17 protein-coding genes are annotated in these 14,287 nt (G+C 44.3%); 5 read left to right on the forward strand and 12 right to left on the reverse strand.

Annotated features, from left to right (window positions below; genetic code table 11):
* Nucleotides 1–18 precede the first annotated feature (18 nt).
* Together ACLWBB_RS13620 and ACLWBB_RS13625 are read right to left on the reverse strand one after the other, a co-directional pair.
* On the reverse strand, nt 19–507 hold the full coding sequence (locus ACLWBB_RS13620; RefSeq protein WP_413288083.1) for a host attachment protein: 489 nt from the start codon (nt 505–507) through the stop codon (nt 19–21).
* 23 nt (nt 508–530) lie between these two features.
* Nucleotides 531–1,571: a pectin acetylesterase-family hydrolase gene (locus ACLWBB_RS13625; protein ID WP_413288084.1), complete on the reverse strand. Its 1,041-nt coding sequence runs from the start codon at nt 1,569–1,571 to the stop codon at nt 531–533.
* A gap of 233 nt (nt 1,572–1,804) precedes the next feature.
* On the opposite strand from ACLWBB_RS13625, the gene ACLWBB_RS13630 reads away from it, so the two are divergent.
* The 3 genes from ACLWBB_RS13630 to ACLWBB_RS13640 all read left to right on the forward strand — a co-directional run bounded on the left by ACLWBB_RS13630 (nt 1,805) and on the right by ACLWBB_RS13640 (nt 5,165).
* On the forward strand, nt 1,805–2,911 hold the full coding sequence (locus ACLWBB_RS13630; protein WP_413288085.1) for a diguanylate cyclase: 1,107 nt from the start codon (nt 1,805–1,807) through the stop codon (nt 2,909–2,911).
* Nucleotides 2,912–3,118: 207 nt separating this feature from the next.
* Nucleotides 3,119–4,024, forward strand: a complete 906-nt coding sequence (locus tag ACLWBB_RS13635; RefSeq protein WP_413291606.1) for a DUF6531 domain-containing protein — start codon at nt 3,119–3,121, stop codon at nt 4,022–4,024.
* The gene (locus ACLWBB_RS13640; protein ID WP_413288087.1) at nt 4,011–5,165 is read left to right on the forward strand and encodes a S8 family peptidase; all 1,155 of its coding nucleotides are present in this window, start codon (nt 4,011–4,013) and stop codon (nt 5,163–5,165) included. The genes ACLWBB_RS13635 and ACLWBB_RS13640 overlap by 14 nt, the downstream gene beginning before the upstream one ends.
* 201 nt (nt 5,166–5,366) lie before the next feature.
* On the opposite strand, the gene ACLWBB_RS13645 is transcribed toward ACLWBB_RS13640, so the two are convergent.
* Nucleotides 5,367–7,076, reverse strand: coding sequence for a beta-propeller domain-containing protein (locus tag ACLWBB_RS13645; RefSeq protein ID WP_413288088.1), 1,710 nt, complete (start codon nt 7,074–7,076; stop codon nt 5,367–5,369).
* A 204-nt stretch (nt 7,077–7,280) separates the two neighbouring features.
* Between ACLWBB_RS13645 and ACLWBB_RS13650 the strand changes: the two genes are divergently transcribed.
* Entirely contained in the window at nt 7,281–8,114 is an 834-nt protein-coding gene (locus tag ACLWBB_RS13650) for a TIGR02147 family protein (protein ID WP_413288089.1), read from the forward strand.
* Nucleotides 8,111–8,602, forward strand: a complete 492-nt coding sequence (locus tag ACLWBB_RS13655) for a hypothetical protein (RefSeq protein WP_413288090.1) — start codon at nt 8,111–8,113, stop codon at nt 8,600–8,602. The genes ACLWBB_RS13650 and ACLWBB_RS13655 overlap by 4 nt, the downstream gene beginning before the upstream one ends.
* Here the strand turns inward: ACLWBB_RS13655 and ACLWBB_RS13660 are convergent.
* The 9 genes from ACLWBB_RS13660 to ACLWBB_RS13700 all read right to left on the reverse strand — a co-directional run bounded on the left by ACLWBB_RS13660 (nt 8,599) and on the right by ACLWBB_RS13700 (nt 14,286).
* Nucleotides 8,599–8,973, reverse strand: a complete 375-nt coding sequence (locus ACLWBB_RS13660; RefSeq protein WP_413288091.1) for a VOC family protein — start codon at nt 8,971–8,973, stop codon at nt 8,599–8,601. The genes ACLWBB_RS13655 and ACLWBB_RS13660 overlap by 4 nt on opposite strands.
* Nucleotides 8,974–8,984: 11 nt before the next feature.
* On the reverse strand, nt 8,985–9,329 hold the full coding sequence (locus ACLWBB_RS13665) for a VOC family protein (RefSeq protein ID WP_413288092.1): 345 nt from the start codon (nt 9,327–9,329) through the stop codon (nt 8,985–8,987).
* A gap of 1 nt (nt 9,330) precedes the next feature.
* Entirely contained in the window at nt 9,331–10,029 is a 699-nt protein-coding gene (locus ACLWBB_RS13670; RefSeq protein WP_413288093.1) for a hypothetical protein, read from the reverse strand.
* A gap of 348 nt (nt 10,030–10,377) precedes the next feature.
* A complete protein-coding gene (locus ACLWBB_RS13675; RefSeq protein WP_413288094.1) occupies nt 10,378–10,839 on the reverse strand; it encodes a hypothetical protein in 462 nt (153 codons plus the stop codon).
* Between the two features lie 137 nt (nt 10,840–10,976).
* Nucleotides 10,977–11,324 carry a GFA family protein gene (locus ACLWBB_RS13680; protein WP_413288095.1) on the reverse strand — a complete coding sequence of 116 codons (348 nt, stop codon included), beginning with the start codon at nt 11,322–11,324 and terminating at the stop codon, nt 10,977–10,979.
* A gap of 153 nt (nt 11,325–11,477) precedes the next feature.
* Entirely contained in the window at nt 11,478–12,110 is a 633-nt protein-coding gene (locus ACLWBB_RS13685) for a hypothetical protein (RefSeq protein WP_413288097.1), read from the reverse strand.
* A 607-nt stretch (nt 12,111–12,717) separates the two neighbouring features.
* Nucleotides 12,718–13,332 carry a hypothetical protein gene (locus ACLWBB_RS13690; protein WP_413288098.1) on the reverse strand — a complete coding sequence of 205 codons (615 nt, stop codon included), beginning with the start codon at nt 13,330–13,332 and terminating at the stop codon, nt 12,718–12,720.
* Nucleotides 13,333–13,377: 45 nt separating this feature from the next.
* On the reverse strand, nt 13,378–13,710 hold the full coding sequence (locus ACLWBB_RS13695; protein WP_413288099.1) for a hypothetical protein: 333 nt from the start codon (nt 13,708–13,710) through the stop codon (nt 13,378–13,380).
* Nucleotides 13,711–13,722: 12 nt separating this feature from the next.
* On the reverse strand, nt 13,723–14,286 hold the full coding sequence (locus ACLWBB_RS13700; RefSeq protein WP_413288100.1) for a hypothetical protein: 564 nt from the start codon (nt 14,284–14,286) through the stop codon (nt 13,723–13,725).
* Nucleotide 14,287 lies beyond the last annotated feature (1 nt).

Genomic DNA, 14,287 nt, shown 5'->3' on the forward strand with positions numbered 1-14,287 from the left:
TCAGTTTTTCACGCACTGTTAAAGGTTGATCTGAACTTCCTCCTCGTGAGTTTTTGGCCAGATAAAATCCTGCAGCTGGTGATCTGGGACGTTGACAAGATCTTTGTGCAGAGTCGTACTGATAGCTCCCGAAGTTTTTTTCGAGAGTTCAGCGCGCACTTTCCCTAGAAAATGGGGTTCTACCACCAAGATCAAATCGTCGTACTGGTGGTCGACAATAGCTCGTTCAAGCTCTTCGGAAATACTTTTTGCAAACATCTCGGCAACGCGCTCAGTGGGTTCTTGGGATTTCGCTAAGCGCGTGCCTGAATAACTAAAACTGCTTTTCGAGAAGCCTGGGCGGTCAGCATCGATCTCTCCATTACGGAGCCTACCTCTCGGGTTCTCCAGCTTCTTTACGAGTTTCAACTTGTTATTGAGCCTTCCCCCCGCATTCTTTTTTCTATGGTCATCCAGTTCAAAAAGTCTCGCCTCACATCGATTTACAACCGCAACCCAGGTTTTCATCGTGCCTCCTTGTGCTCAGACTTTTATTTTACACTTGCTGAGCACTCCTTGCATTTTACATTTTCGACATCTTGTCCTTGCACTTTTTGCCACAACCACGAACTTAGCGAAGTCCCATCCGTCGTTGTCGTGTAAAAACTTGAATTGTTGATAGAACAATGGGTTTTACCTGGAGCAACAAAGTATTTAAAGTTAGGCGCCAAAGATCCCGTATCCTCCATGTTTTTAAACATACGAGGGGTCCAATCCATCGCTGCACCACCCATCGCCGCATAATACAGTATTTGAACGCGATCTTGATGATGGTTGAATTGGGCGAATTGCGCTTTTGGATAGTGGTTCGCTATCGATTTATAGATATCGACGATTGTGAGCTTTTCCCAATCAATCACAGCAGGATTCAATGCTGGAATCCAGTTGGGTAAGCTCTGATCTAAACGCCACTGCGGAAAGAATAAAGAATCCGCAACACCAGCGCCAGAATCTCCGAACTGGGCAATACGAGCTTGCGGATATTTTTCCGCAATTGCCGGAGTCCACAAAATAGAAGCGTAAGAACCAGCACTGCAGCCGTCAACGTTAACCTCATCCGGAACCTGATAATTGTCGGCAAGCCACTTAATAACGGCTTTCGCGTTGATCCCACCACGGTGATAGATTTTAAATTTCGTGTTATCTGGACGATTATATTCCGTATCGGCACTGCCTACATGCACATCCCCTGTACAATATGGGACAAACACATGGGTCCATCCTTTATAAGGGTTGCCATTGTTATTCCAACTATAGATACCCCCCTGCTTTTCCACTTGTTTAAAAGTTTTCTCTGCAGTGTCTGTGTAAATCTTGTCGGTATCGCAAGTCAGATCGTCCCAGCAAGCTCCCCCGCCTGCAAAACTTACGAGGATTTTTTTAGGATCCCCTTTACGTACTAGAAACGAAAATTCCCCGCCACGAGCACAAAGGGTGTCTCCTCCAGGTTTGATCTGCTGCCAACCTGCTGGAACTGCCTGGGCCATTGAGGCCGTGAAAACAACAACGACGAATGCTATGAAGCGATTCATATCCCCTCCTTGGATCATTTTGATGAGTCCTTTAAACTTTTACAATAAGGCTTTGGTTATGCGTCTACAGTATAAAGGTCTAGGTTGGATTTCAAGGTATCCAGCTCGGCCCAGGAAAAAGACAAAACATCCTTTCATTGTCATCTCCTTAGACCTAAGCCCATTCACTGAAGCTCCACAAATGCCGAATGAAATACGTAATAGTTTTTTGGATTTTTCTAAGGAGGCGTGACTTGAAACAATGGGTAAAAAAACTCGTTGATGGTTTGGATTGGAACGATGCCAATCAGGCGTCGAATGAAACTCCTCATATCGATATGACAGAGGATAGAGCAACTCTTCTCTATATTATCGATATCTATAGCAAACATCTTTTTGAAGTAGAAAAGCAACCCTTGCGTCGCGTTCGCGATACGCTGGACTCATTTGTCAAAGGACTTGTGAATCCTGACAACAAAGCTTCAGAGAAGGTTTTATTCCAACTTCGTCAATTCTTCTCTAGCTATCGCATTGATGAATATACCTATATTCAAAATACCTTTGACGATTTTAAACGTATCATCTGGGATTTTGCAGAACAACTGAGTGACGACATTCAATACGAGCAAGCCAAAGATGCTGAAGCTAAGCAAAGTCTTGAGCAATTGCGCGAGGCCGTTGATGCGAACTCTATTGATGCACTTCGCTCTAAGTCCCGCGAGTTCATCGATTTTTACATCAAGTATCAATCGCAAAAAGACGAACGACGAACAAAACGCATGTCTTCCATGAAGAAGAACCTGTCTTCCGTAAAGAAGCAGCTTTTGGAAGCCAATCACAATATGCGCGTAGATCACCTGACCAATGCTTATAACCGTAAAAGCTTTGATGAGCAGATGAAGAAGTACATGCAAATGTCCGTGATTTCTCAGACGCCTGTCTCTCTTGTGACCCTCGACATCGACTTCTTTAAAAAGATCAACGATGCCTATGGCCACGATATCGGTGATTTCGTCCTGAAGGAATGCGTAAAGATGTTAAAAGAAGTCTTCCACCGTGAAGACGACTTTGTAGCTCGTGTTGGTGGCGAAGAGTTTGCGATCATTCTACCAAGCTTCACCTATGAACATGCAATCGTGAAAGCGGACGAGGCTTTAAAGAAGATCAGTAGAGAAGTTTTCGTCCATGGTGAGCTGAAGATCAATTTTACAGTGTCTATGGGGATCGCCCAATGGCTTCAAAATGAGACACAGGATCAGTGGATGAAACGCGCTGATACTGCTCTCTATACATCGAAACAAACCGGTCGTAACAAATATACACTGGCTCCACACCCTGGAATGATGAAACAGGTCGCGTAGGCCTGTAGGAATTCTAACACCCTGTCTATGCACTAGTAGCTGCCTACCAGTGCATAGACACCTCGGTCTCTCTAACACCTAAGCTGAATTTTATCCGCCTCTCACCCTGGTCTGTGCTTTGCAATGGTGTCGGGCATGAAGACTCTCCGCAGACTCACACTCCTCTCTTCACTCCTCACCACTCTCACTACAAAAGCTGATGTCAACATGAAGGATGCCAGCTACGTAAAAACCTGGATTGATATAGAGATCAAAAAGGATCGGCGGGTCTTCCAGCTGAGGAGGACCTACAACAGCCGCTCCCTGCACCAGGGGCTGTTTGGATTCGGGTGGTGCTCCGACTTCGAGAAAAGGTTGGATCTCTCACGAAGTGACCAAATAACCCTGAAAGATTGCCGACTGAATGCCCCGATAAAGTTCCTGAAAAAATCCCCGACCCAGTACGAATCCGCCGATAAAGAAATCATAGAATACAAAGACAAAATCTACACCCGAACCACCGCTAAAAAGACCCTGCAAAAATATAATAACCTAGGCCTTCTGATCAACCTAACTGATACCACCCAAGACCGCCTCGATATCACCTACGACCTCGGCGGCTTCCCTAAAAAGATCACGATCAACAATCACACGGAACTTAAAGTTAAACCCGATCTCCTTCGTCAGCGCATTCAATCCCTCAGCACCGATAAAGTTCCCGGCGCCACTTACCGCTACGAAGGCAAAGATCTGGTCCACGTAAAAAACTCTTGGAACAATCAATTCAATTATCAATATGACGGTACTCACAACCTGGTCAAAGTCCTCTACCCGGATAAAACTTCAGAGGTTCTCGCATATGACCCTGAAAAAGACTGGGTTGTGAGTATCAATAATCGCAACAAGTGTCTTGAGACCTTTAAATTCATTCAAAAAACAAACTCGCAAAATTATTCCGCAACGGCTGAAAAACGCTGCAACGGTAAAGTCATCACTAAGACGACCTACGAATTCCGGCACAAGGCCCGTGCCGATGGAACAAAGTATCTGGATCAAGTGCAAGTCACACACGGAAACAAAATCCAGAGAGTTTCTTACCAGAACCATACGGGGCCACTCAATGAATCTCAATAAGTCTACTCTTGCGCTCATGATCCTTACATCGCTTACAACCCAAGGGTTTGCAAAAACCCCGACAAAGACGGAGGTGCTTAATTACAGTCTGCAGATGACCGAGGCTTTCCTCGCTTGGCCTCTTCATCAAGGCAGCAAAGACGTTGTTATCGCAGTCATCGACACGGGTGTGGATACTTACCACCCGGTTCTCCGAGAAAACTTATGGAGAAACCCCGGCGAGACCGGAGTCGATGGTCAAGGCAAAGACAAATCCACCAACGGCATTGACGATGATGGAAACGGATACATCGACGATGTTCACGGCTGGAACTTTGCTGGCGATAACAAGGATCTAACGGATCTGCACGGCCACGGGACCCACGTGGCCGGAATTATCCAAAGCACCACCCCGAAAACAAATCTTATGATACTCAAATACTATGACCCGAAAGCAGATGGTGCTGCGAACCTCGCGAACACCACGAAGGCCATAGAATACGCCATTAAAATGAAAGCTAAAATTATCAACTACTCAGGAGGTGGAACAACTAAATATCCCGATGAGGAAGCCGCAATCAGAAAAGCTCAAGCCCAAGGCATCCTCTTTGTCGCAGCCGCAGGAAACGAAAAAAGCAACTCTGACATTTTTGGATTCTATCCAGCAGACTACGGAATCTCGAATATCATCTCAGTGACAGCGATTGATGAAAACCGCAGAATTCTGCCCTCAAGCAACTTTGGCAAAAACAGCGTCGACATAGCGGCCCCCGGTCACAACATTGTCTCTACACTTCCAGGGGGAAAATTCGGCACAATGACAGGAACCTCTCAAGCTACAGCCTTTGTGACCGGTACCGCCGCTCTCTTGATGGCAGAAAATCCAGAATTAAAGGATCCAGAAAAACTCATCCAGCGACTCACAAGCTCTGGCAACGACAACGCCTTCCTCATCGGGAAGACCAAACATCAGACGACACTCAACACCTATCGCGCCTTAACAATGAAAGACACAAACCTTGGGGCCTTCGGTACGATCTCCACAAATATCACCTCACAATCCTTCCTCGAATTTCCCGACAAACTCGATCCAAATTTCACCGATGCCGGTACCGAAGAGCTCCCTTTTAAAACTGTAACTGATACAGCGTTCGTACCTTAACATTCTGATTTAGAAGTAATTTGAAGGAAGGAATAAGAAATTTTTGGGCTCTTTACAAAAGGGGCTCAAGCGGCGCCTGGATGGCGCGAACCCCGCCAAAGGCGGGGCGCTTGCGTGAGGGCCGGACGCCCGTCCCCGTTGGAAAGAGATCAAAAATTTCTTATTCCTTCCTTCAAATCCTCGTTTCAAAAACAAACTGGATTAACGGCGAAGCGTACAAAGCATCATCGGCGACTTGTTCTTGTATGCTAACTTCTCTGTGACCGCGAAATTGCGGTCATATTTCATTATTCCGAAGCGAGAAAAACTATACGGAACTCCATCTACCAAAACAGCTCTCTGAATATCCATCGAAATATTCTCGTAATTCCACCACAACATCCGGAAATACTGACCCTCGCCACAGACAGATTCGCGCCATTCTTGGTGCGTTAAGCGTGTGACCTCTGTCATTTTAAGTCCATCAAAATCCAAAACGACAGCTCCTGAAAAATCCAGGAGATTGCCATATCCGCTGTGAGTATCAGCACTGACCGTCACGACCGGAAACATAATCAGGTCCTTTTCTGGTGATACATAAAGTGCTTTCGACTCTGCAGTGGCTTCCGAGTAACTGCCTCGATCTCCCCAGATAATTTTTTCGGACTCTTGAGGATTTTTGAAATCCCTTAAATCAAAGAGCGAAAACTTAAGCCCCTGAAATAGAGAGAAATTCGACTGCTCTTCAGCATCATAGCCTAAACCTCCTAGCTGCATGTTCGTGAGCTCTCGTAGCTGGGTTGAAAAACCAGGAGATTTTAATTCAGAGACGATTTTAATATCTTTAAGGTCGTGAAGGTCCAAAACAAACAACGGATCTGTTTTTTCGAAGGTTACAATGTAGGCCATATCATTCAAGTAGCGAACTGCACGAATATCTTCTCGTAGACCAAAGGATGGAGACTCCGCGGCCAGCTTATATTTTTTGCCGGAAGCATCGGAGCTGAAAATATGCAGTTTATTATTAATCGTTGAATATTTTCGGTCGTTATATGTTGTTGCGACAATAAGGTCGTCCTCTTTTTTGGTTATAGACCAACGATCCTTAATTTGGCCCTCTATAAGTTGCACCTGATGGAAGTTTGGTTTTGTCGACTTCAAGTCAACGATTCTCATATGACCGCCATTAAAGCCATTCGCGAACATAAAAAGCTCGTTTTCTGTCATATAGATAAAGTCCACTTTTCCAAGAAAAGACTGTGTTTGAGACGATACCGAAGCTTCGTGAAAATCCACAACATGCAAATGGCTCAGATTCCAGCTTCCATCCTCGAGATTAGGACGGTAAATCTCGGAGCAATTTGTATCTTCCAAAGAGGACCAAACATAGGACTCGGTCACGAAATAGATTTTTTCGCCTGAACGGCGCACTTCAACTGGGCTTCCCACAAAGGATTTTTCGAAAACAGATGCAAATCCCTTTGCTTCATCAAATATCTTTATCGAAGATCCACTATAGCTGCCACTGATCCAAATAAGTTTGCCGTTGGTATAGATGAGCTTGTACCAGCCTGTTTCAGAGGTCGGAATAGTTTTGTAAGTACTCAAACTAGATCTCTGAACAATTTGAATCTCTCCAGGACGAGCATAAAAGAAAAACTGCGGGCTCATCTGAAGAATATCACCTTCCTGAATGCCACTCACCTGATCGGCAACGACGGTGCCACTGTCAGCACCCGAGCCAGCGTCAATGCTCTGCACGGGGCTTCTGTGACTTTGGAGATAGGTCTTTACTTCACTGCAATTGGAAAATTTTTGAATGACGGGATTCCAACTTGGAGGAAGTGGCGGATCTTGTTTCTCAGCCTCGGTGACGAATTTACATCCCGACAAACTGTAAACCAACGCCATAAACATAATGGTTCTTTTCATGATGGGGCTCCTTCGAGTGTTTCTTTAATTTCACCTCCAATCGTCCAAAAACTCTTTTAAAAAGAGACCCCTAAGACCAATTTCCGTATTCAATTAGTATACATATTTATATGTAACATACTGTTTTTACTGTATTTTATAATTTATAACGATATTTAACAAATTCATCTAGTATACACATATGTAAGCCGATAAGATCTATATATGGTGGCAAGAATCAACGTTTTCCAATATCAAGACTATCGCCAACTTCTGCTGGCCTTGATTGAGCAAAGGAAGAAGGACCGCAAACCTTTTTCCTATCGTTGGTTTTCACAACGAGCGGGTCTAACGTCACCGAATTTTTTGAATCTTGTTGTTAAAGGCAAACGCCATCTTTCCACCGAAAGCCTTGAGAAAGTGGTAGAGATTTTTCAACTCAATAAAGATGAAGGTCATTTCTTTCGCCATCTGGTTCACTTCAACAAAGCAAAGACCCTTTCAGAAAAAGAACACTTCGCACGCCAGCTTTTGCATATTAAGAAGTTTCAAAACGAATATCCGCTATCTAAAGAGCAGTTTGAGTATTACTCGAAGTGGTATCACATCCCTATTCGCGAATTGTTAATGTTAAAAGACGCTCCGCAAACGGAGGATGAGATTCACGATCTTCTGCTTCCAAGTGTTTCTCGTCCCGAGATTCAAGAAGCCCTGGAAAAGCTTGAGGCCTTGCAACTTATTGAAAAGAAGAAAGATCGATGGCAGGTCCGCCAGGAAAGTGTTTCTACGGGTCACAAGTTTTCAAACTTCGGTGTGGTTCAATACCACAAAAAGATGCTGAATCTAGCCGCCGAGTCTTTGGACCGCTTTCCTGCCCAAGAACGAGAAATCTCTTCTGTCAGTATTGGTCTGTCAGAGGAAACTGCGCAGAAAATTAAAAAAATGATCGAAGAATTCAGATCTCAGTTGATAGCTGTCGCTGAAGAAGACAAAAATAAAGAAAGAGTCTATCAAATCAACTTCCAGCTCTTTCCGCTTTCAAAAAGGAACGAAAAGTGAAAACGTTTGCAGCTCTGATTGTCACACTCATGATGATATTTACAGCCTCTTGCGAGTTCGTATCGCCAGGAACAAATACGGGCAATCCTGGAAAAGATCCTCAGAATGGTGATGATAGTGGACAAATGCCAGGCATGGATAGTAGTGCCTCCGGCCTCGCTGCGATCGTCTGCCTCAAAGTAGACGCTTGCGACTCACAATCATTGATAACTGCGTGTTACGCTCAAGTGACTCAACTCCAAGGATATACTCAAGAACTAGGTGCCACTGCCAGTGGTTATGCGACCATCAAAGATCTTGCAGATGCTGAAGGAGACCAAACAGTCTCCCCAAACATTACAAACTATAATAGCTGTACGAATGCAATTCGGAACCTCAGCTGTACCGACCCACTTATACAAAGCGCCTACACAAGTGCAGATCCTACGAACTTCACCAATACAAATCTGCTATTCCGAGCTAGCACGACCTGCACACAGATTTACTAGTAGCGCTTTGGCTTCATCAGTTTCAAAACATTGCCATCCAGGTCTTCAAACGCAAGCATGTGACCCCACTCCTGATCGGCTTCACCCAGGATTTTACCACCGGCTTGCTCGATACGTTTACGATCTTCTGCAATATTGTCTGATTCCAGCGTCAAAGTTCCGCCACAGTCCTGGCCATGAGTGTTTCTTTGCGTTTTAGGAATTGCATCGCCTTCAAACCAGTGAAGGCCAAAGCGCAAATCCCCCAAAGACATTGAAATCCAATACTCGTGACCATAGTTTGTCACCATGCCGAGAGCCTCTTGATAGAACTTCTCTGCACGTTTCATGTCTGTGACGTTATAATAAATGTCCGCATATCCCTTGATCATAAGATCTCCCTTTATTTTTCTTCAAAGCCCCAACGATTGCCGACGTTATCTTTAAAATCAGCGAACCAGGGACTCTCTCCTTCACGTTCAGGATTGGTGACTTCAATACCCTTGGCTCTAAGTTCTTCAACGGTTTTGTGAATATCATCACATAGCAAGTACGGCAGAGGACTAGTCACCCGATTTCCTTCGTTTGCTACGTGCACAGCCAACCTTCCCAAGTTTTTATGATGAAGAGATGCATATTCCCCAGGGGCATTGTAATCAATCTCGTAACCCAGTTTTTCACAGTACCACTGAACTGTCTCCTGATGGCGATGGGAATAGACCATAATATGGGAGAAACGAAGTAGCATCCTAGTCTCCTTTTCCTAAAATAGAAGCCGCACCGAAATAAACCAAACGCAAGTCTTCGGGCTTTTTACTTTTTCTATCAGTTTTATATTTCTTGATTAGACTGCGCACTTTAGAAGTTAGCTCTTGCACTTCTTCTTGAGTCAGCAACGCAAAATCACCATGTACTGGTGAATCTACATTTTCTAAAGACTCACTGATCTTCTTTGCAAGGCTTACCGGTTCAAAGGTCAGATCTTCGCGCTCGGGATAAAAACGTTGCATGCGTTTTTGATAGCGAAGTGCATTTTCAACCTGAAGCTCTGTGACTCCCATTTGGTCGGCATACTTCTCAGGATCCATTTCACTTTCAGAAAGGGCATTCACGGCGCCAAAGTACCAAGCATTTCTCTGCTGTGTTTTCTCGGCCTGAATTTGTTGAGCTAATTTTTTTAGTTTCTGGGCAAGTTGGGATTTATCGATGGTTTTTGAAGATTCCAGTTCTGCTGAAAGCAGAAATATCTCTTTTTCTTTTCCTTGCAGCTGAAGACGTTTCGCAATGTCCTCTAAACGTTCGACAGAAAGTTTCTTTTTTCCAGAAAGCACTTCAGAGACCTTCGAAGGCGCCAGATCCAGCTTCACAGCAAACGATCGCAAAGAGTAACGCGGGTTAAACTCTTTGCGACGCTGAAATTGGGCTTTAAGTATATCTCGGTAATCCATAAACCCGTTGTAATGGATACCGAGGGCCTCTGTCTATGCCTTTATGGGAACATTTTGTTCCCCACCGTTCCCCAGCCAAGAGCCTATCCTAATATTAAACAACCCCTGAATGGAAATAGAAATGGCCTAATGCAAGGCGGGAGGAGAAAGCATAGCAGTGCTATGCTGCCGACGACCAACGTAGTCAGTAGGCCATTTTTATTTCCACCCCAGAGGGGCGATTTGAATTTGTCTTTGCTTTTTGTCGGAAGCAGACTTCAAAGTAGCTTGGCTACATTTTCTCTGCTTCCTTCGCGATCAAAGACAAATTGAAAGCGTTCAGGGCTTGGTTAATATTAGGATAGGCTCTTAGCAGCCGCATTCGCCACGAAGGTTGCGGAGCGTATTTTTACGGCTTCCGTCCTGAAGGCGAATGTCGATGGAGTACTTCGTGACCTCGCAGGAGTCATCGCTAGGCTCGCAGATTTCGGTGGTTCTATAGTTGATGCGCATCTTGGTCGTACCACTGCGATAACTTTTATAGAATCTGTCACCGACTCTGGCGTCCCTTGCCAATTCGTTGGATGACGACCATTTTAGACTTCGTCGTTTGCCGTCAATGCGAACAATCGCTGAGGCTCTCTCGGTAGGGCCACTAAAGACCAAGAAGTCCCCATTTCGATTGGTCACGGCACAGCCGCAAGTCAATTCGAAGTCTTTGTCTTCTTGAAGCTTCTCGAGAGTAATAGGTTTTTCTTTCGCAGTGGCTTGAGGAGCATAAAGCCCCACTGCGGCACTAAAGATTAAGAAAGCAATAAATGTGTTTTTCATGACCCTATTTTAGAAAGAGGGGTCTTTAGGTACAAGCTGAGCTTCAACACAGTTAAAGCCAGCCAGAAAAAGGACCGCACGGAAATTCCTGATATCTTCTATCCACAGCCCTTGAAATTTCTTACAAAGATAAATGCCTAGAAGCTTTTGCCATCAATCTGCTTCACAGAAAGTTTAGCAACATCAACGCCCTCTAAACAGCGTACATTAATGGCGCGCATTTTCTTACCATCTTGTCCAGTTCCCATACCGAAGGGGCCGATACCACAATTCGTGCAGAAATAATGATGAATGCGTTTTGCTCCGAACTGATAGTCTTTCAATACATCGTTGCCTGAAAGAAGTTTGAAATTATCTTCGGATGTAAAACCTAAGATATGGCCCTTTCTGGAACAAATAGAACAGTTGCATTCAATCAAGCCTTCTAAGTTCATTTCAACTTCATAACGGACCTTACCGCAATGGCAGCCACCGACGTATTTCATAAATCCTCCTTGAATCTATAAAACGGTATCAAGGCATGCTGGGGAACTCAACCTTTTGAAAAAATAAAAAAGCCCCGAGAGTTCGGGGCTAAGGCCTAATTAACCGAGGACTGCTATATTGGGGAACACCCCTCGGATTTGGGAATTAAATAATTACGGAGCTGCGACTTGCGTCGACACTGGACAGAAGCGCAATTGAGCATGCAAACGCCCTTGCGTATCGACTTGCCAGAAGTATTCTTCTAAACGCGAATCGAAAAGTGGCACACGATCAACCACACCATCTCCGTCGACATCCGCATAGATATATAGAAGCTGCTGGCTTACATTCGTGAACTTTGAAGTACCGGCAACGCGACTCATATCGATTGTATCTTGGCTGCAAAACAACTCACCAACGGCATCATATGCACAAGTGCCCATATTTACTGAAGAGCCGGGTTTGCCAACAAGTCGCATAAACACAGAATATTTTGTAATGCCAGAATTTGTAGGATCTGGATTCGGAAGCGAAAAAGAAGCTGTGCCGTCAGTACCGTTGCGATCAATTACGTTAAAATCGCCCTCCTGAAGAGAAATTTTCGTACGTACGCCAAGACCTAAAAATAACGAGTGTCCATTGCTCCCTGTAAGGCTGACTGACTTTGACTTCTGCGCAATTAATTCGAGGTTATAGCAACCACCGCCTGTATTGCCTGCACCTCTAGCGAAAGCAAGATCGCCAATAAAAACTACAAGTGCACTGATAAAGCCCACTAGAAATGTTAAAACATCGTGTTTTGTCATTAAATCCCCCTGTCCTCTGAAGACGAGACACTCCCCACAATCATCTCAATTTATTTTCGAAAAAATGAACTTTGTGTTTTTCAGAAATCACTGTGAATATTCAGGCGACAACTGTCAAAGCACTTGTACCGACGGCAGAAAATAAAAAACCCCGATTTACTCGGGGTTAGGCCTCTATAAAAGCCAAGGATGTAACAAGAGCACAAGGGCGCAAGGATATGTGCATGAGATAGACATCAATAAGATGTCCTCCCTCTTATTATTAAGACGGAATACCCGCATAATTCCTCTCGGACTTTCTAAAATTAAAATAAAAAAAGCCCCGAGGAGAGTCGGGGCTTAGACCTAGGAAAAACCGAGAAATGCAAAAAAGGGGAACACTCCTCGGCGTTGGGACATATATCTTGGAGTGGATATATACCATTAAGACGAGTGGGAGCCACAATTCCTCTCGCACTATTTTGATAATTCTATTTTTTGTTTTGCGGATATTGAAAAACTAATCGACGCTTTTAAACAAAAAAAACCCCGATTACTCGGGGTATAGACCTAGGAAAAACCGAGGACTGCTATGGTTGGGGAACACTCCTCGGTATTGGAATTTAAATTATTTAGAAGCCAACAGATCTAAGATCTCAGAAACCTGATCGTCACTTAAGATCGTCGCATTATGACATGTCCCTTTGCTGCCTGGGAAAATCTCAGTACATTGCACTTGATTCGCATCCTGACCAGCACCTGGAGCAAGACTGCATTCATGTCTAATAGCGTAAGCATTGATCAGATCCAAGCATGCATGTCGAGACATACATACGCGATGTGAAGATGAATTAGATGGTGACACTTCAAACTCGCTGCCAAGTACTACTTTTTTGTTTGGGTGAAGCATTTGGCACTCTACAAGATCCATTGCATGGACATCGCCTGATGGAGGCCCCTTAGGTGGATTCTTCTTACCATCACTAACAGGAGGTGTTGGTTCCTGAGGATAAGTTGGATAATCTCCTGGTGGAATTTCTTCTTCACCATCTCCAGCACCGGCAGTAACGCCGTCATCTCCCGGAGTGGTCTGTGTTGAACCGTCGATTTCTGCTGTTTTTAGAATTGTTGCGCCTGGTGCCTCGGTAAAACGAGTTTTGGAACAGTTCTGGAATCCCAGCATTACTATTCCTAAAAATCCAATCGTCGAAAAAATAGCCACCGTTTTTTGTGTTTTAGACATTACATCCCCCTTGCGTTCTTTTGAGTCGTTCAAAAAAATTCTGTCTTACTTTTTGGTTTTGCCTGGTGCGTTCGAAGAGTTGCCACGATCGTTGTTAGCAGGTGACGAAGTTTTTGCATCCTTCGTTGCTTTGCCAGAAGCTGCCTTACTCTTAGCTTTCACAGCGCTACCGTTTGTTGCTGCTGCGCTACCAAGTTTTTTTGCTTCTTCTGCAACTGCTTGTCCGAACTCGCGACCTTGGTTGTTTTCTTTGAGCGTCTGAGTCACTTGACGATCAAAGTCACTAAGGTCTTCTGAAGTAGCTGGAATAAGTGTTTGTGCTGATACCGGAAGGGCTACACACATTACGATTAAAATTTTAAATAAGATGTTTTTCATACCCTACTCCGATTAAAATGCGACTGAAGCGCCTTCTTTAGCAAATTTAACTTTAAAGATTTGTTCACGAACCAATTCGTCCTTTTCGTTCAAAAGACGAACTCGGATGGACTTCTCACCCGCAAGATCTGAAGTCACTACGAACGGAAGTTTGCCACGGCCTAAGCTTTTTACACTCACAGGCAACTTCAAGCGCTTTTCTTTTTGAATCTCTTTATTACTAGAAACAAAACGAACATCTTCAGGAAGTTCGATTTCAGCACCCGCTACCATTTGCTGATCCATTTGGTTAAAGTCGATATGGATAACATAGGCTTGCTTTGCCAAAACTTCCTCCGAATGTTTGTTCATCATTTGGAAACCCACGAAAAGCACGATGGCCAAAGAAGCCAAAGAACTCATAGATAGGATCTTCCAGAAAAGAAGGCTCTTTTTTTGTTTTCCGTCTTCGTTCAAATGAGCCAGAACTCGAGTCTTCATATATAGAGGAGCTTCAACCTTCGCATCTCTCAATTGAGAGAAGATCGCGCCGATCTGCTGTTCCTCTTGTTGTGTAAGTGTCTCATTTTTAGACATA

Origin of the sequence: Bdellovibrio sp. HCB337, from assembly GCF_047302465.1 — a bacterium.
GTDB lineage: Bacteria > Bdellovibrionota > Bdellovibrionia > Bdellovibrionales > Bdellovibrionaceae > JACMRP01.

Excerpts from the sequence above, each read along its gene's own strand:
- ACLWBB_RS13620 (WP_413288083.1), bottom strand. The coding sequence starts at position 507 with ATGAAAACCTGGGTTGCGGTTGTAAATCGATGTGAGGCGAGACTTTTT.
- ACLWBB_RS13625 (WP_413288084.1), bottom strand. The coding sequence starts at position 1,571 with ATGAATCGCTTCATAGCATTCGTCGTTGTTGTTTTCACGGCCTCAATG.
- ACLWBB_RS13635 (WP_413291606.1), top strand. The coding sequence starts at position 3,119 with ATGAAGGATGCCAGCTACGTAAAAACCTGGATTGATATAGAGATCAAA.
- ACLWBB_RS13640 (WP_413288087.1), top strand. The coding sequence starts at position 4,011 with ATGAATCTCAATAAGTCTACTCTTGCGCTCATGATCCTTACATCGCTT.
- ACLWBB_RS13645 (WP_413288088.1), bottom strand. The coding sequence starts at position 7,076 with ATGAAAAGAACCATTATGTTTATGGCGTTGGTTTACAGTTTGTCGGGA.
- ACLWBB_RS13650 (WP_413288089.1), top strand. The coding sequence starts at position 7,281 with ATGGTGGCAAGAATCAACGTTTTCCAATATCAAGACTATCGCCAACTT.
- ACLWBB_RS13660 (WP_413288091.1), bottom strand. The coding sequence starts at position 8,973 with ATGATCAAGGGATATGCGGACATTTATTATAACGTCACAGACATGAAA.
- ACLWBB_RS13665 (WP_413288092.1), bottom strand. The coding sequence starts at position 9,329 with ATGCTACTTCGTTTCTCCCATATTATGGTCTATTCCCATCGCCATCAG.
- ACLWBB_RS13670 (WP_413288093.1), bottom strand. The coding sequence starts at position 10,029 with ATGGATTACCGAGATATACTTAAAGCCCAATTTCAGCGTCGCAAAGAG.
- ACLWBB_RS13675 (WP_413288094.1), bottom strand. The coding sequence starts at position 10,839 with ATGAAAAACACATTTATTGCTTTCTTAATCTTTAGTGCCGCAGTGGGG.
- ACLWBB_RS13680 (WP_413288095.1), bottom strand. The coding sequence starts at position 11,324 with ATGAAATACGTCGGTGGCTGCCATTGCGGTAAGGTCCGTTATGAAGTT.
- ACLWBB_RS13685 (WP_413288097.1), bottom strand. The coding sequence starts at position 12,110 with ATGACAAAACACGATGTTTTAACATTTCTAGTGGGCTTTATCAGTGCA.
- ACLWBB_RS13690 (WP_413288098.1), bottom strand. The coding sequence starts at position 13,332 with ATGTCTAAAACACAAAAAACGGTGGCTATTTTTTCGACGATTGGATTT.
- ACLWBB_RS13695 (WP_413288099.1), bottom strand. The coding sequence starts at position 13,710 with ATGAAAAACATCTTATTTAAAATTTTAATCGTAATGTGTGTAGCCCTT.
- ACLWBB_RS13700 (WP_413288100.1), bottom strand. The coding sequence starts at position 14,286 with ATGTCTAAAAATGAGACACTTACACAACAAGAGGAACAGCAGATCGGC.